General features: G+C 70.8%; 13 protein-coding genes. 3 read left to right on the top strand and 10 right to left on the bottom strand.

Translation table 11 applies throughout. From position 1 onward, the window contains the following. Positions 1-96: 96 nt before the first annotated feature. Together ACWDUZ_RS19350 and ACWDUZ_RS19345 are read right to left on the bottom strand one after the other, a co-directional pair. A complete protein-coding gene (locus tag ACWDUZ_RS19350) occupies positions 97-1758 on the bottom strand; it encodes a DUF4192 domain-containing protein (RefSeq protein ID WP_451633005.1) in 1662 nt (553 codons plus the stop codon). A 114-nt stretch (positions 1759-1872) separates the two neighbouring features. Beyond that, positions 1873-4032 carry a RecQ family ATP-dependent DNA helicase gene (locus ACWDUZ_RS19345; RefSeq protein ID WP_451633004.1) on the bottom strand — a complete coding sequence of 720 codons (2160 nt, stop codon included), beginning with the start codon at positions 4030-4032 and terminating at the stop codon, positions 1873-1875. Positions 4033-4406: 374 nt separating this feature from the next. Between ACWDUZ_RS19345 and ACWDUZ_RS19340 the strand changes: the two genes are divergently transcribed. Continuing rightward, positions 4407-5021, top strand: coding sequence for a hypothetical protein (locus tag ACWDUZ_RS19340; protein ID WP_451633003.1), 615 nt, complete (start codon positions 4407-4409; stop codon positions 5019-5021). A 365-nt stretch (positions 5022-5386) separates the two neighbouring features. Here the strand turns inward: ACWDUZ_RS19340 and ACWDUZ_RS19335 are convergent, their stop codons facing one another. The 3 genes from ACWDUZ_RS19335 to ACWDUZ_RS19325 all read right to left on the bottom strand — a co-directional run bounded on the left by ACWDUZ_RS19335 (position 5387) and on the right by ACWDUZ_RS19325 (position 7491). Further along, the gene (locus tag ACWDUZ_RS19335; protein WP_451633002.1) at positions 5387-6013 is read right to left on the bottom strand and encodes a hypothetical protein; all 627 of its coding nucleotides are present in this window, start codon (positions 6011-6013) and stop codon (positions 5387-5389) included. 68 nt (positions 6014-6081) lie between these two features. Beyond that, entirely contained in the window at positions 6082-6783 is a 702-nt protein-coding gene (locus tag ACWDUZ_RS19330) for a ribonuclease HII (RefSeq protein ID WP_451633001.1), read from the bottom strand. A gap of 84 nt (positions 6784-6867) precedes the next feature. Then, complete coding sequence (locus ACWDUZ_RS19325; protein WP_451633000.1) at positions 6868-7491, bottom strand: TetR/AcrR family transcriptional regulator; 624 nt, start codon at positions 7489-7491, stop codon at positions 6868-6870. Between the two features lie 171 nt (positions 7492-7662). Here ACWDUZ_RS19325 and ACWDUZ_RS19320 point away from each other — a divergent pair, with 171 nt between their 5' ends. Continuing rightward, positions 7663-9210, top strand: a complete 1548-nt coding sequence (locus tag ACWDUZ_RS19320) for an MFS transporter (protein WP_451632999.1) — start codon at positions 7663-7665, stop codon at positions 9208-9210. A 312-nt stretch (positions 9211-9522) separates the two neighbouring features. On the opposite strand, the gene ACWDUZ_RS19315 is transcribed toward ACWDUZ_RS19320, so the two are convergent. The 3 genes from ACWDUZ_RS19315 to ACWDUZ_RS19305 all read right to left on the bottom strand — a co-directional run bounded on the left by ACWDUZ_RS19315 (position 9523) and on the right by ACWDUZ_RS19305 (position 11850). After that, positions 9523-10431: an ADP-ribosylglycohydrolase family protein gene (locus ACWDUZ_RS19315; RefSeq protein ID WP_451632998.1), complete on the bottom strand. Its 909-nt coding sequence runs from the start codon at positions 10429-10431 to the stop codon at positions 9523-9525. Between the two features lie 3 nt (positions 10432-10434). After that, positions 10435-11103, bottom strand: a complete 669-nt coding sequence (locus ACWDUZ_RS19310; protein ID WP_451632997.1) for a histidine phosphatase family protein — start codon at positions 11101-11103, stop codon at positions 10435-10437. A 141-nt stretch (positions 11104-11244) separates the two neighbouring features. After that, positions 11245-11850, bottom strand: a complete 606-nt coding sequence (locus ACWDUZ_RS19305; RefSeq protein ID WP_451632996.1) for a YdbC family protein — start codon at positions 11848-11850, stop codon at positions 11245-11247. Between the two features lie 156 nt (positions 11851-12006). On the opposite strand from ACWDUZ_RS19305, the gene ACWDUZ_RS19300 reads away from it, so the two are divergent. Further along, the gene (locus ACWDUZ_RS19300) at positions 12007-12540 is read left to right on the top strand and encodes a TerD family protein (protein ID WP_451632995.1); all 534 of its coding nucleotides are present in this window, start codon (positions 12007-12009) and stop codon (positions 12538-12540) included. Positions 12541-12653: 113 nt separating this feature from the next. Here the strand turns inward: ACWDUZ_RS19300 and ACWDUZ_RS19295 are convergent, their stop codons facing one another. Both ACWDUZ_RS19295 and nrdR read right to left on the bottom strand, forming a co-directional pair. Next, positions 12654-15542, bottom strand: a complete 2889-nt coding sequence (locus tag ACWDUZ_RS19295) for a vitamin B12-dependent ribonucleotide reductase (RefSeq protein ID WP_451632994.1) — start codon at positions 15540-15542, stop codon at positions 12654-12656. A 162-nt stretch (positions 15543-15704) separates the two neighbouring features. Beyond that, the gene (gene nrdR / locus ACWDUZ_RS19290) at positions 15705-16259 is read right to left on the bottom strand and encodes a transcriptional regulator NrdR (RefSeq protein ID WP_451632993.1); all 555 of its coding nucleotides are present in this window, start codon (positions 16257-16259) and stop codon (positions 15705-15707) included. Positions 16260-16568: the final 309 nt, after the last annotated feature.

Here is a 16568-nt window from a genome sequence, read left to right as displayed (position 1 = left end):
GGGTCACGCCCGTGGCCGGGGAAGCCGACCGAACGGCGGTCGGTCGTACCGTGGGCCACTCGTCCGGCCCTCCGGGCTCCGCCGCCCGCGGTCTGCTCATGTGTCGTGCCGACGGGTTTCGCACCTCGGGTCGGTGGTGCTGCGGCGGGCACCTCGGCGGCGGGTGCCACCCCTCGCCGTGCCCCGCGTGCGGACGCGGCCCGGCTCCCTGGACGGGCCGGGGTGTGCGCTGTCGGTCCGGGCCGTCGCCGGGCGCGTGGGGTCAGAACTCGGACGGGCCGGGTCCGATCCCTCGATGCCGGACCGGAACGGTCGGGACGACGATGCATCCGGCATCGACGGACGACCGGTCCCGGTGCCGGTCGTGGTGTGCCCGGCCACCGGCTCGGCGACGGGTTCCGCACTGTGCCCGTACTCCCCGGCGCCGGCTTCCGCCGCGTCTTCCGTCGTCGCACCGTCCCCCTCCTCGACGCCTCGCGCGCCGGCCGTCTCCGCCCTGTCTCCGCCGTCGTCCGTCTGCCCCGGGTCCCGGCACGGGCGGCCGGCGTCGGCCTCTCCCGCCCCGGAGCGTGCCCGCGCCTCGCGCTCCGCGCGCAGGCAGCGGCGGACCGATTCCGGGTCCAGACCCTCGTTGCAGGCCTGGTGCAGAAGACGCGCGAAGAGATAGTCGGGGTCCGCGCCCAGCGCCATCGCCAGGGCCTCTCGTGCCTCGACGCCGTCCCCGACGGACCAGGCCACCCAGCCCGCGAGGGTCAGCGGCGCGGCGGCGTGTTCGCCGTACGCGCCCACACAGCGTCGGGCCAGGGCCCGCCACAGCCGCAGCGCCGGGTCCGCCTCGTCGCCCTCCATCCACGCGGCCGCGCGGTCACGCGTGGTGCGGTCCTGCAGGCCGAGAATGAGCACGGCTGCTTCCTCGTCCTGAAGCAGGCGGTCGTCGCGGAGGTCGGCGGCAGCCGTCCCGGAGGCGGCGGACGCCTCGGCGAACCGCCGCATCACGGTTTCCGCGAGCCGCAAGGTCTCCTCGGCCACGGCGGCGCGGTCGGCCTCGTCGAGGATCCTGGGCACCAGGGCCGTGCCGGCGGCATCCAGTGCGAGCTCCTGGCTCCGGGCGGCGGAGGTCTCCCAGGGAAGCAGCCTGGCGCGCAACTCCCGCAGGCTGCCCCGCACCTGGACGCCGGCGTAGGCCGCCGCCGCGGCCAGCACGGACGTGCCGGGCAGGCCCATGGGCAGTCCCTCGTCGGGACAGCACCTGTCGTTGGGGCAGCAGTAGGACCAGAAGCGGCCGCCTGAGATGCACAACGCCTCGATCACCGGCACGTCGAGGCGGCCGCACTCCGTGCGCAGTTTCTGGGCCAGCGGCCGCAGCCGCCGCATGACATCGCGCCCCGACTCACCCGCCGAGGGCTCCTGGCACACGAACGCGACCATCTGCTCGGGCTTGGCGCCCCGGCGCTCGCCGCCCGTGATCAGGCCATGGGCCAGTTGGCGGGCCGCCGACGGCCAGTCGTCGCGGTGGGGAGGGATGCCGAGCCTGGCACGGCCGCCGAACCGGCCGCGTCCGCCCTGGTCGTGCAGGGCGACCAGGACGATGCTGTCCTCAGGCCGGTATCCGAGCAGATACGGCAACGCGTCCGCGAGCTCGGCCGGGGTGCGCAGAGTGACCTGGTGCTCCGGGCCGGGGCCCGCACAGGAGCCGGGTCCTTGGTAGGAGACCTCGCCGTTTCCGAAGGATCCGGTCGTTTCGCTGTGATTCGTCATGCGTCGACGATCTCGCGGAATATCGACCTCCGCTTGAGCCTGTGGATAACTTCCATCAGGGGCACATCAAGCACGTCGGCCGTCCCGCAAGGAAGCCCGGTCGAGCAGGCAGGCTCAGGCAGTCGCGGCAAGTACCAGCGGAAGAACGCTTGCACTCCCCGCCCTGCGCAGCAGGCGAGCGGTGACGGCGAGGGTCCAGCCGGAGTCGGTGTAGTCGTCGACCAGCAGGACGGGGCCGGGAGAGTCGCGCAGGGCGTCGGCCAGGTCCCGAGGAACGGTGAGAGCGTCGGACAGCGCCCTGAGACGCTGGGCGGAGTTGCTGCGGTGTGCCGCGTGCGCACCGCTCTGCGCGGTGTACGCCAGGGTGCCCAGGAAGGGCAGGCGACCGATGGACGCGATGCCCTGGGCGAGGGAGCCGACCAGGTGCGGCCGGCTCGACGACGGCACAGCGACGACTCCCACCGGCCGGGCCGAGGCGTCCGGCACGCCGGGCGCCCAGCCGCCCGGAGAGCGCGCCCAGTCGGCGAGGACCGCCACCGCGGCCCGCAGTACGTCGTCGGGGACCGGGCCGTCGGGCGCACCCTCGGCCAGCAGCGGGCGCAGCCGGTTGCCCCAGCCGATGTCCGACAGCCGGCCCAGAGCACGCCCGGTGGCGCACTGCTCAGCGGCCGGGATGCGCCCCTTGAGATCGATGCCCAGTGCGGCCATGCCCGTCGGCCACATCCGGCGCGGCTCGATCTCCACCCCCGGGCGATCCAGCTCCTTCGCCGCCCCCGCCAGGACCTCCGGCGAGACCGAGGAATCGGTCCAGGCCCCCGCGCAGTTGTCGCAACGGCCGCACGGCGCGGCCCCCTCGTCGTCCAGTTGCCGCCGCAGGAACTCCATCCGGCACCCGGTCGAGTTCGCGTAGTCCCGCATGGCCTGCTGCTCGGCCGCCCTCTGGCGCGCCACCCGGGCGTACCGCTCGGAGTCGTAGACCCATGGTTCGCCGGTGGAGATCCAGCCGCCTTTCACCCGCTTGACGGCGCCGTCCACGTCGAGCACCTTGAGCATGGCCTCCAGACGGGTACGCCGGAGATCGACGAGGGCCTCCAGAGCCGGCACGGACAGCGGCCGTCCCGCGTCGGCGAGGGCCGAGAGGGTCTGGCGGACCTGCGACTCGGGCGGGAACGCGGTATCGGCGAAGTAGCGCCAGATGGCCTCGTCCTCCTTTCCCGGCAGCAGCAGCACATCCGCGTGCTCGACACCGCGCCCCGCACGGCCGACCTGCTGGTAGTAGGCGATCGGCGAGGACGGCGAGCCCAGGTGCACCACGAACCCCAGGTCCGGCTTGTCGAATCCCATCCCGAGCGCCGACGTGGCGACCAGCGCCTTGACCCTGTTGTCCAACAGGTCGGCCTCGGCCTGCAGCCGGTCGGCGTTCTCCGTCCGACCGGTGTAGGAGCTGACCTGGAAGCCGCGCTGCCGCAGAAAGGCGGCGGCCTCCTCGGCCGCGGCCACGGTCAGCGCGTAGACGATCCCGGAACCGGGCAGCTCGTCCAGGTGCTCGGCCAGCCACGCCAGACGGTGCGCGGCGTCCGGCAGTCGGACCACGCCGAGCCGCAGGCTCTCCCTGTCCAGTGGGCCGCGCAGCACCAGAGCCTCACCGCCCCCCGTACCCAACTGCTCCGCGACGTCCGCGGTGACCCGCGCGTTGGCCGTCGCCGTCGTGGCGAGTACCGGCACACCGGCCGGCAGCTCCGCCAGCATCGCCCGCAGCCGGCGGTAGTCGGGGCGGAAGTCGTGCCCCCAGTCGGAGATGCAGTGCGCCTCGTCGACCACCAGCAGACCGGTCGTGGCCGCGAGCCGGGGAAGCAGCTGGTCACGGAAGTCCACCGAGTTGAGGCGCTCGGGACTGACGAGGAGGACGTCGGTCTCGCCGCGTTCGACCTCCACGTGGATGGCGTCCCATTCCTCCGGATTCGCCGAGTTGATGGTGCGTGCCCGGATACCGGCCCGCGCCGCCGACTCGACCTGATTGCGCATCAGCGCCAGCAGCGGCGAGACGATCACCGTGGGGCCGGATCCACGCCGGCGCAGGAGCGCGGTGGCCACGAAGTACACCGCGGACTTGCCCCACCCGGTGCGCTGCACCACCAGAGCGCGGCGGCGCTCCCTCACGAGGGCTGCCACCGCCTGCCACTGATCCTCCCGCAGCCGCGCCGACGCCTCGGGGTGACCGACCAGTTCGGCGAGAATGGTGTCGGCTTCGGCGCGGAGCTTCAGATCGTCCATCCCCCCATGCAACCCGACGCCACTGACAATCGGCCACTTCACACCGCGTGACAACCGGCTCACAAGGCAGCATCGGCACGGTTCCGGCGCAGCGGTGCCGCCGGTCCTCGCCGTTCAGGGCCGAGCGCGCACCGAGCGTGGCGGACCGGCTGCTCAGGCGTCGTGCGACGACACACGGGGTAGGGATATAAGACCCGGGTCGCCCGATAACGGTCGGCAGTCCCAATTGCTCGTTGCCGCATCCCCGTTCGACAGGAAGAATTGAAGTCCGCTCCCCGCACGGCTCAGCCGTGGTCCGGTAGGGCTCTGCTGCGGTGTGCGCTCCCCCGAATCCGACCCCGCCCGTGCGTGGGCGCGTAGCCGAAGGGAGGAACGTGACCTTCGGATTCGCTCCTTCATCGGCGGCGGCGTTGTCGACGTCCGCCGCCTCCGCCCATCGCGTGCTCGAGCCCGCGGAGTGGGCCGCCGCGGGCATCCCGCTGCTGCGCAGTCCGCGGGAGGTCGTCAGCGGACTGCATGCCCGGCACCGTCCCGGGCCGGCCACTGCCGTCGTCGCGGTTCTCGATCCCGACGAGCGGCTGCGCGCGAGCGCCTCGTTCGTGCGCCGTCCGGCACCCGCGGACGGGTGGATGTTCCGCAACGCCCTGCTCGCCCAGTTGCGCCGGGTCATCCCGCATGACCTGCGGCGCCGCACTCCGGTGCGGACCGCCGTCCTGCTCTACTGCCGCGACGGCGACGCGCGCTGGACGGAGGAGGACGGCGCGTGGATGTGGGGCCTGCGCGACGCCTGCACCCTGCACGGTCTGCGCTGCGGGGCGTACATCACGCTGACCCGGGAGGGCTGGCAGGTGCTCGGCGAAGGCCGCGGCGGCCGCCGGCCGAACGCCGACTCGGCGCCCGAACCCTTCGCCAGCACCGTGCTGCCGCCCGCGCCGCCCCGCACCGGGGGTGCCGCGTCCGAAGTGCTCCGTCGCGTGGCGGCTCGCTGAACGCACGCGGGAGCGCGTCGGCCCGCGTGTTCCCAGGGCTGCGCGCGGCCCAGCCAGGCCGTACGGCACCCGTACCACCCACGCGGGCCCCCGGAGGCCCTGTCCGAGCACGCTCGCCGGGGTACACCGACGACGCCGGTCACCGTGGCCGACCGTACGAGGCCATGAGGGCAGAGCTCTCGGTGGCGCAGAGCGCTCGTCCGCTCACACCACGGCCTGCGTGTCCGGGCACGCCGTGCCGAGGCGGCCCCCCCCCGCATCGGGGCACGCCGAAGCAGCCGCCGCGCGGTGACCCCGCTGCGACGGCTGTCGCCGTGCACGGCGCCGGACGGGAGACCGGGCAACCCGGCCGTGCCGGAGGCGACTCAGACGCCCGCACCGAGCACCGCGTTGATCTTCTGAGGGTCACCACAGACGATCAACAAGGCGCCGGCCCGGGAGTGTGCCAGTGGCAGGGCCGTGGCGGCCACGGCGTCGCTACCGCCGTTGACGGCGACCACGACCACGGGACGGGAGGCGGCACGGGAGGCCACGGCAGCGTCCGCGTAGAAGACGTCGTCACCGGCATCGTGCTGTGCCCAGTAGGACGCTTCACCGAAGGACAGCTCGTGCGCCGCCCAGGGGTGCGGCTCACCGGTGGTGATCACCAGCACGTCTCCGGGGGCACGACCCGACTCGAGAAGCAGGTCGACTGCTTCATCGGCCGCGTCGAGCGCGCCCTCGACCGAGGCGGGGATCAATTGGATCTGCGGGGTCGCCGCGGCGGCGGGGACAGCCGGACCCGAGGGTCCGGGCTTGGTCGCGGCCACGTCCCGCGGCGTACGTTGCACCGGCGACGCGGGCCGGGGGCCGGGACGTCCGGGGCGCGGCGGGGCCGCTGGGCGGGGGCCGGGTACGGGACGGGGGGTCGGCGCGGTACGGCCGGTGGCCGGAGTGACGCGGGGACCCTGGGCACTCTCGTGAATCTGAGGCTCCTCGGGAATGAGAGGCATGGGCTGATATTTATCAAACGTTGGTGCGGCTCACGCGGGCGGGTGGCCCATCGGGGCAAGCAGAACCGTCAGAAGTCGAAGCCGAGCTGACCCTCGATCTCCGGAACGCCTCCGTCTGCCCAGGCACGGGCCTTCTTGAGATGCCGCCACCGGGGCAGCGCATCAAGATACGCCCACGACAGCCGGTGGTACGGGGTGGGGCCCCGCTCCTCCAGCGCGGCCCGGTGCACGGGCGACGGGTATCCGGCATTGGCCGCAAACCCGAAGTCTGCATGGTCGGCACCCAGTTCGGCCATCATTTTGTCGCGATGAACCTTGGCGATCACCGAAGCCGCCGCCACGGCCACGCACGACCGGTCACCCTTGATGACCGTACGAACCATCCAGGGGGCGCCGAGGTAGTCGTGCTTCCCGTCGAGGATGACCGCGTCCGGACGGACGGGCAGTCCCTCCAGGGCGCGTAGGGCCGCGAGCCGCAGTGCGGCCGTCATCCCCACATCGTCGATCTCCTCCGGCGAGGCATGCCCGAGGGCGTACGCCGTGACCCACTTGCGCAGCTCCGAGTCGAGCTCGGTGCGTCGCTTGACGGTGAGCAGCTTGGAGTCGGTGAGACCCATCGGAGGCCGGCGCAGTCCGGTGACCGCCGCGCAGACGGTGACGGGCCCGGCCCACGCGCCGCGCCCCACCTCGTCGACACCGGCAATGACCTTCGCTCCGGTCGTGGCTCGAAGGGAGCGCTCGACGGTGTGAGTAGGTGGTTCGTACGGCATGGCGCCCTTAGCCTACGCCGCCTGGATCTCGCGGCGACACCCCGGCTTCCCTGCATGGACGCACCGTCCCGCGGGAACCGGCGGTCAGGGTCCGACCGGACGCAGCAGCGGAACCATCAACTGGTCGATCATGTCCTCGAGGTCCTGATCCGTCCATTCACTCGTGCACATCTTTGACCGGTACATCATCATGGCCGGCATGACATCGAAGACGTAGCCGTTCGCAGCGTCGGGCCGCACCTCTCCCCGCTCTATTCCTCGGGTGATCACTTCCTTGAGGAGTTTCATGGTCGGCTCCACGACCCCGTCGAAGATCACCCCATGAAAGCGCTCGACCTGATCCGGGTCGCATTCGTGAATCACAGCGCGAAGCGCCGACCCCGAGCGCGAGAACATGGCGTCACGCGCGTGCCGACAGAGGGCCAGCAGGTCCTCACGCACGCCTCCCAGGTCCGGCGCCTTCTCCACTCGCGGCAGTCCGGCCTCGAGGGCGTCCGCGACGAGGTCTGCCTTGGACGGCCAGCGACGGTAGACGGCGGCCTTTCCGGTCTGGGCGCCGGCGGCCACCCCCTCCATGGTGAGGCCTTTCCATCCGACCGTGCCGAGCTGTTCCAGCGCGGCGTCGAGGATCGCGCGCTCCAGTACGGCGCCGCGCCGACGAGGACCGGCGGCCCGAGCGGGGGCGGCCGTCCAGCGCGAGGTAACCATCTGTCGTCTCCAACGAGCGGTGAGCGGAGTTTTCCGGGGAGTGCGGGGTGGCGGGGGGACACGCCAGGACGGGGGCATTGAGTGAACGCTTGCGTTCACTAGTGGGGACTCACTACCGTTGACGCGGTAGTGAACGGCCTCGTTCACTAATCCTGTTGTGGGGGACCCATAGTGACAACCTCTCAGTTGATTCAGGACCAGAAACCGGGTGCGGCCCGCCGGGAGGGGCATCCCGGCATCGCGCTCACCGTCATCGCGGCCTGCCAACTCATGGTGGTACTCGACGCGACGATTGTGAACATCGCGCTCCCGCACATTCAAGACGCGCTCCGGTTCAGCACGACCGACCTCACCTGGGTGGTCAGCGCGTACACACTCACCTTCGGCGGCCTGCTGCTCCTGGGTGCCCGAGCCGGTGACATCCTCGGACGCCGACGGGTGTTCATGACCGGCATCCTGCTGTTCACCTTCGCCTCCCTGCTGGGCGGGCTCGCCCAGGAGCCGTGGCAGTTGCTGGCCGCACGGGCCCTGCAGGGCGTGGGAGGCGCGATCGCGTCGCCGACGTCGCTGGCACTCATCACGACCACCTTCCCCGAAGGACCGGAACGGAACCGGGCCTTCGGCGTCTTCGCGGCCGTCTCCGCCGGCGGTGGCGCCGTCGGCCTGCTCGCCGGGGGCATGCTCACCGAGTGGCTGGACTGGCGTTGGGTGCTGTTCGTCAACGTGCCCATCGGCGTACTGATCGCCGTGCTCGCGCCCCGGTACATCGCCGAGTCCGAGCGGCACCCGGGCCGCTTCGACATCGCGGGCGCGCTCACCTCGACGACCGGCATGGCCGCTCTCGTCTACGGCTTCATCCGCGCGTCGGAGGACGGCTGGCGGGACAGTCTGACCCTCGGGTCCTTCGCCACCGCCGTGGTCCTGCTGCTGGCCTTCGCGCTCACCGAACGGCGTGCCAAGGAGCCGATCACACCGCTGAGGATGTTCGCCGACCGCAACCGGTCGGGCACCTACGTCATCATGCTCAGTCTTGCCGCGGCGATGTTCGGCATGTTCTTCTACATCGTCCTCTTCGTGCAGAACGTGCTCGGGTACAGCCCCATCAAGGCCGGGCTGGCCTTCCTTCCGGTCACCGCCGCCATCGCGGTGGGTGCGGGTCTGTCGCAGCGGTTCCTTCCGGTGCTCGGCCCCAAGCCGTTCATGCTGACCGGCACGTCGCTGGCGGTGACCGGACTCGCCTGGATGACCTTCATCAGCCCCGACAGCTCCTACCTCGGCGGGGTTCTCGGCCCCATGCTGGTCTTCGGCGCCGGCATGGGCCTGAACTTCGTGACCGTCACGGTCACCGCGGTCTCCGGCGTCGCCCCGCACGAGGCGGGCGCCGCCTCCGGCCTGCTCAACGCGACCCAGCAGGTGGGCGGCTCCCTCGGGCTGTCCATCCTCACCACGGTCTTCGGCTCGGCCAGCACCGACGAGGCCGAGAAGCAGCTGCCGAAATTCCTCGCCGATGGCTCGCCGGAGCAGAAGGCCGAGTTCGCCAAGAGCCATCAGCTGCCCGCTCCGTGGAGCCACGACATCCTCGCCCACGGCATCTCGACCGCCTTCGTTCCGGCGGTGGCGATGGCCGTGCTGGCCCTGCTCACCGCCGGGCTGGTCATACGCGTTCGCAAGAGCGACCTGGCCGCACTGGCCGGAACGGCGGGGCCCGGAGTGGGCTGACGGAAGGACGGCGCGGATCGTACGGGATCGTTCTCCCGCGGACGGCACAGGGGTCCGTCCGAGGCCGCCCGCCCGATCCGCGCGCCGCGTCCGCCCGTAACCGGAAGGGGCGCACCGAACAGCCGGCCACCACCCGGCCGCGGTGGCCGCGACGAACGGCACGACGACGAGAACCCACGACAACGGCCTGCACCCCAAGCACCTCTCCCCTGCCGCCACCACCTGCACGTCCGTGGGACGCGAAACCGATGCCTGTGCAACGGACGGTGGTTACGCAGAGTTCCCGACGGACCCGGAGAGTTCGCACCTGGGTCAGCCCGAGGCCGGCACCCAGCGGGGCAGGGCCTCCGTACGGCGCACCCACTCGGCCGGCGGCGCCCCTGCCTTCGCCGAGGCCAGCACACCGCCCACGATGGCGCACGTGGTGTCCACATCGCCGCCGACCTGGGCAGTCGTCCAGAAGGCGCCCTCGAAGTCCTGGAGGCTCCGCGCGGCCGACCAGAGCGCGAAGGGCACGGTGTCGTGGGCCGTGGTGCGCCGACCGCGGCCGAGGACGGCCGCGACCGTGGCCGCGTCGCCGTAGTCGAGCATGTCGCGGGCGCGGCGCAGGCCCGCGCCGACGGCGCTCCTGGCCGGCACGAGGGCGATGACACCGTCGAGCAGGGCCTCCGGGCTCGGCGGGCCGTCTTCCGCGGCGGCCAGCGCGGCGGCCGCGGCGACGGCCATGGCACCCACGACGGCCTCGCGGTGCTGATGGGTGGGGTAGGCCGAGATCTCGGCCTGATGGGTGGCCTGCTCCGGGTCGTCCGCGTACCAGGCACCCAGCGGGGCGATCCGCATCGCGGCGCCGTTGCCCCAGGACCCCTGGCCCTTGAAGAGTGCGGCAGCGAGCTCCCGCCAGTCCCCGCCCTCCCGGACGAGACGCAGCAGGCGGTTGACCGCGGGGCCGTACCCCCGGTCGAAGTCGTGGTGCCGGGCGAAGGACTGCGCCAGGGCGTCCTGGTCGATGCGGTGGTGGGTGGCCAGGACGGCGACCACGGAGCATGCCATCTCGGTGTCGTCCGTCCACTGCCACGGGCCGGACGGCAGCTCACGGCGCTTGAGCAGCGGATAGTTCGCCGGAACGAAGAACTGCGAGCCCAGCGCGTCCCCCACCGAGAGTCCGCGCAGGCCGGCCAGGGCGCGCTCCAGGCGCCCACCGGGAGAGGAGTCGAAGGTCATTGCTCAGCCGCTCCATCCAGTGATCCCGTACGGTTCCGGATCCCGCCACCGCTCGAACGGACGGTTCAAGGTGTACTTGCCGTCGCCCCCGAGAACGAGCATCCGCATCTCGCCGTTCCCCGGATTGGACAGCGACTCGAATTCGGCGACGGTCCAGTGGAACCACCGCATGCAGAACAGCCTCATCGCGAGGCCGTGGGTCACCAGAAGCACGTTGGGCGGGTGGTCGGGGGCCTCGAAGCTGCGGAAGAGGCTCTCCAGGAAGTTCCCCACCCGGTCATAGACATCCGCCCCGGACTCTCCCTGGGCGAAGCGGTAGAAGAAGTGCCCGTAGGCGTCCCGGTAGGCCTTCTGGAGACGGACGTCGTCGCGGTCCTGCCAGTTGCCCCAGTCCTGCTCGCGCAGCCGCGGCTCCTCCCGCACCCGTATGAGAGCGGGATCGAGGTGGAAGGCACGGAGGGTCTCGTGCGTGCGGCGGTAGGGAGAGACGTACACGCTCACCCGCTCCCGTCCGAACAGCTCGCGCAGCTCCTTGCCCGTCTGCTCGGCCTGCTGCCGGCCCCGCTCGGTCAGGGCCAGCGCGTGGTCCGGCTCGCGCTCGTACACGGTGTCATCAACATTGCCCGTTGACTCGCCGTGCCGGACAAGGACGATGCGCCGTGGTCGTGCCATGCCAGAACACTAGATCGGGCGAGGGCCGATCGAAGACTCCAGCGACCCCCGTACGGCGTACATCACACACATCGTGCACCATCGGTCACATTCGGGCCCGTACGCTCCGGGTACGGCGCTCTACGGTACGCACACGGCACGTCACACGGTCCAGGCGGGCTCCAGGTCCACGATGTCGCCCGTGAGGGCCGCGATGTCGGCCTCGGTCTGGGCGCGCAGCGCGAGGCGTTCCACACGCTCCGTGCGGTACTTGCCGTGCTCGGCGGACGACTGCCACATCGACAGCACCAGGTACTCGCTGCCCGGCGCCTCCCCGAACAGACCACGCACCATGCCGGGCGATCCCGCCATCGCCGGGTTCCAGACCTTCTCCTGCATCAGCGTGAAGTGCTCGGCGCGCTCCTCGTGGACCCGGCACAGCGCCACCCGCAGCAGGTCGGCGTCCGTGAAACGCGGTTGGAACCCGGTCTTCACGTCGAACCGGTGGTCGAACAGCCGGACCTGGGCGTCCTTGAACGTACCGGCCTGGGCAGCCGCCAGGCGGTCGTGGGAGCGGGCCATGAAGGAGTCGTAGAAGGCACGGCTCTCCCAGAAGGCGAAGATATGTGCCACCCCTTGCCGTCCCCGGCTCCAGCCACCCCCCTGCCCCCGAAACCCCGGCTCCCCCAGAAGCCCCGCCCACTTCCGCTGCCCCCGCTCGAAGCCCCGGCGGTCCACCACGGTGCAGCGAATCCACTTGACCAGCACCGCGCCATGGTAAGGCCCAGTGGCGTGGCGTCGGTCACTCTCGTCGGGACAGCACCCGCGCAGACGGACCCGCGCACGTGGCACGATGGACAACGAGCGTCCACGAGCCGGAAGTTGGGGCGGGAAGGGCGCACGGGACCGGGAAGGGGGAGTCCGGTGGGCGGGCTCAGCAAGGGCATCCGCAAAGTCGAGGTCGCGCTCAAGTGGGATCCGAGTCCGGCGGGAGCGCCACCCACCGACCTGGATCTCGTGGCCGCCACCTACGAGGCCGGCGACCCTCACGGCGCTCCGGCGTACCTGGTCCACTTCGACAGCCGCTCCCCGGACGGCACGATCTACCTGGACCGCGACAGCCGGGACGGTCAGGGATTCGGATGGGACGAGGTCATGACACTGGAGCTCCACCGGCTCGCCGAGCGATACGCGCGCGTGGTGGTGGGTGTCGTGATCCAGCAGCGCACCGCGCACCGCACGTTCGTGAACGTGCTGAACCCGGGGCTGCGCATCCGTGAGGGGTACACCGTTCTCGCCCAGGACGACTTCGGTGGTGTCCTCGGCGCGACGGCGGCCACTGTCGCGGAGTTCGTGCGGGACGGGTCCGGCAGCTGGGACATCCGCCCCGGCGTCCACGGCTTCGAGGACGATCCGGCGACGTTCACCCGCCACATGGGCCGCGTGCGTCCGTCATAGCCGATGCGCGCGCCTCGGCCGCGGCCGCGGCCGCACGAGGATGAGCATGGGTAAGGGGCGTCGGCCCTGGCCGACGCCCCTTACTTCTCTACGCTCTGGTCAGATCAGCGGACTCAGCTGCAGCCGCTGGTCGAACCGCAGCCCTCGCAGATGTAACAGGAACCGGCCCGCTGCATCTTGGTGCCGCAGGAGAAGCACAGCGGGGCGTCCGCCTGGATGCCCAGTTGCATCTCCACCAGCTCGGCGCTGGTGTGCGCCTCCTTCGGGGCGGGCTTGACCGCCTCCGCCTCGGTCTTCGGCGCGGCGACGGCCTTCAGGTCGGTCTTCCGCGGTGCCGACTGGGCCAGGCCCTCGACGTCGACGTCCTCGTCGATCGGCTCGTAGGAACCGGTCTCCAGGTGACGCTGGCGCTCCTCGGCGGAGTGGATGCCGAGCGCGGAGCGCGTCTCGAAGGGCAGGAAGTCCAGGGCCAGACGGCGGAAGATGTAGTCGACGATCGACTGCGCCATCCGCACGTCCGGGTCGTCGGTCATGCCGGCCGGCTCGAAGCGCATGTTGGTGAACTTGGAGACGTACGTCTCCAGGGGCACGCCGTACTGAAGGCCGACGGAGACCGCGATGGAGAAGGCGTCCATCATGCCCGCGAGGGTCGATCCCTGCTTGGACATCTTCAGGAAGACCTCGCCCAGACCGTCGTCCGGGTAGGAGTTGGCGGTCATGTAGCCCTCGGCGCCACCGACGGTGAAGGAGGTGGTGATGCCGGGACGGCCCTTGGGAAGGCGCTTGCGGACCGGGCGGTACTCGACGACCTTCTCGACCGTGGCCTGCGCTGCCTCGGCGGCCTCCGCCTTCTCCTCGGAGTCCTTCTTCTTCGCGGACAGCGGCTGGCCGACCTTGCAGTTGTCACGGTAGATGGCCAGCGCCTTGACGCCCAGCTTCCAGGCCTCGAAGTAGATCTCCTCGACCTCCTCGACGGTCGCCGACTCCGGCATGTTGACCGTCTTGGAGATGGCGCCGGAGATCCACGGCTGGATGGCGGCCATCATGCGGACGTGACCCATCGGGGAGATGGCCCGCTCGCCCATGGCACAGTCGAACACCTCGTAGTGCTCGTGCTTGAGGCCGGGGGCGTCGATCACGTTGCCGTGCTCGGCGATGTGGGCGACGATCGCCTCGATCTGCTCCTCCTGGTAGCCCAGGCGGCGCAGGGCCTGCGGCACGGTGCCGTTGACGATCTGCATCGAGCCGCCGCCGACCAGCTTCTTGAACTTGACCAGGGCGAGGTCGGGCTCGACACCGGTGGTGTCGCAGGACATGGCCAGGCCGATGGTGCCGGTGGGCGCGAGGACGGACGCCTGGGAGTTACGGAAACCGTTCTTCTCGCCGAGGCGCAGCACGTCCTGCCAGGCCTCCGTGGCGGCGGCCCACACCGGGGTGTCCAGGTCGTCCATGCGGACGGCGCGGGCGTTGGCGTCGGCGTGCTGCTTCATGACGCGCTGGTGCGGCTGGGCGTTGCGGGCGTAGCCGTCGTAGGGGCCGACGACGGCGGCCAGCTCGGCGGAGCGCTTGTAGGCGGTGCCGGTCATCAGGGAGGTGATGGCACCGGCGAGGGCGCGGCCGCCGTCGGAGTCGTAGGCGTGGCCGGTCGCCATCAGCAGGGCGCCGAGGTTGGCGTAGCCGATCCCCAGCTGGCGGAAGGCGCGGGTGTTCTCGCCGATCTTCTGGGTCGGGAAGTCCGCGAAGCAGATGGAGATGTCCATCGCGGTGATGACCAGCTCGACGACCTGGGAGAAGCGCTCGACGTCGAAGGACTGTTTGCCCTTGCCGTCGTCCTTCAGGAACTTCATCAGGTTCAGCGAGGCGAGGTTGCAGGACGTGTTGTCCAGGTGCATGTACTCGCTGCACGGGTTCGAGCCGTTGATGCGGCCGGACTCCGGGCAGGTGTGCCAGTGGTTGATCGTGTCGTCGTACTGGATGCCCGGGTCGGCGCAGGCCCAGGCGGCCTCGGCCATCTTGCGGAAGAGGGACTTGGCTTCGACCTCCTCGATGACCTCGCCGGTCATGCGGGCACGCAGACCGAACCTGCCGCCCTGCTCGACCGCCTTCATGAACTCGTCGTTCACGCGGACGGAGTTGTTGGCGTTCTGGTACTGGACGGAGGTGATGTCGTCGCCGCCCAGGTCCATGTCGAAGCCCGCGTCGCGCAGGGCGCGGATCTTCTCCTCCTCCTTGACCTTGGTCTCGATGAAGTCCTCCACGTCGGGGTGGTCGACGTCGAGGATGACCATCTTGGCGGCGCGGCGGGTGGCACCACCGGACTTGATGGTGCCGGCGGAGGCGTCGGCGCCGCGCATGAAGGAGACAGGGCCGGAGGCGTTGCCGCCGGAGGAGAGCAGCTCCTTGGAGGAGCGGATGCGGGAGAGGTTCAGGCCGGCGCCCGAGCCGCCCTTGAAGATCATGCCCTCTTCCTTGTACCAGTCGAGGATCGACTCCATGGAGTCGTCGACGGACAGGATGAAGCAGGCGGAGACCTGCTGCGGCTGCGGCGTGCCGACGTTGAACCAGACGGGGCTGTTGAAGCTGAAGATCTGGTGCAGGAGGGCGTAGGCCAGCTCGTGCTCGAAGATCTCGGCGTCGGCGGGCGAGGCGAAGTACTTGTAGTCCTCACCGGCCTTCCGGTACGTCTTCACGATGCGGTCGATCAGCTGCTTGAGGCTGGTCTCGCGCTGCGGGGTGCCGACGGCACCTCGGAAGTACTTGCTGGTGACGATGTTGACCGCGTTCACCGACCAGAAGTCGGGGAACTCGACGCCACGCTGCTCGAAGTTGATCGAGCCGTCGCGCCAGTTGGTCATGACGACGTCACGGCGCTCCCAGGCCACCTCGTCGTACGGGTGCACGCCGGGGGTGGTGTGGATGCGCTCGATGTGCAGTCCCTTGTTCCCCGCCTTGGAGCCCTTGGCTCGGGAACCTCGTGTCGGACCGCTCGCCGTCTCTGTCATGCCGCCTCCCTGTACGGGCGAAAACGCCCTGAAGTGCCCCGTTGTTCCGGAGACACAGTGTTCTGTCTGGTGCTGCGGGCACCTGCGTCGCCGCCGCCCACAGCCGTCTTCCTCATCGCCGCCGAGCCGGACCCGTACCAGCGGTCCCGGCCCTTCCACCGATCAGTCGGCGGCGCGTGCGGACACGGGGGCCTCGGCCGTCCCACCGCGCCCGCGGTCGTCTTCCTGGCTCCCCGCGCCGCCGCCGGCCTCCTGCTCCGCGGCGGGGCGTCGCGTGGCTTCCCTCAGCTCCGCGATGGCGGCCTCGAAGTCCTCGAGCGATTCGAACGCCCGGTACACGGACGCGAACCGCAGATAGGCGACGAGGTCGAGCTCCTGCAAGGGGCCGAGTATGGCCAGTCCCACTTCGTGGGCGGCCACCTCGGCGCATCCGGTCGCGCGCACCGCCTCCTCGACCCGCTGGCCGAGCAGCGCGAGCGCGTCCTCCGTGACAGGCCGTCCCTGGCACGCCTTGCGCACGCCGTTGATGACCTTGGTACGGCTGAACGGCTCGGTGACTCCGGACCGCTTGACCACCATCAGTGAGGCGGTCTCCACGGTCGTGAACCGCCGCGAGCACTCAGGGCACTGGCGGCGCCTGCGGATGGACGTGCCGTCGTCCGTCGTACGGCTGTCGACGACGCGGCTGTCGGGGTGCCTGCAGAAGGGGCAGTGCATGGGACTCCAACCCTCCTCACAGCAGACTCGATAGCCTCACCAGGCCTCATGGGCCCCGCGAAGCAGCCACCAGCATAGGCGATGATCCAGGCTCCGAAGACCCGGGACCACAACTTGTGGGTCGCAGTAGCCATCCAACCACTAGATGTAGGGCCTGTGTCGTTCACCCAGCTCGCCACGCGTGTCGTGTACCGCGCTACGCGTGTCGCACGCGTACGGCCCGGATCGGCGCGGCCGCGCCGATCCGGGCCGCAGTCGCGGAAGTCCCGTCACCACGCCTGGGCACCGGGCACGCCGACGCACACCCGT

The sequence above is a fragment of the Streptomyces sp. NPDC003393 genome (genome assembly GCF_053589015.1).
Note: the sequence above shows the minus strand (reverse complement) of the source record. Positions and strands in the feature narration are given on the sequence as shown.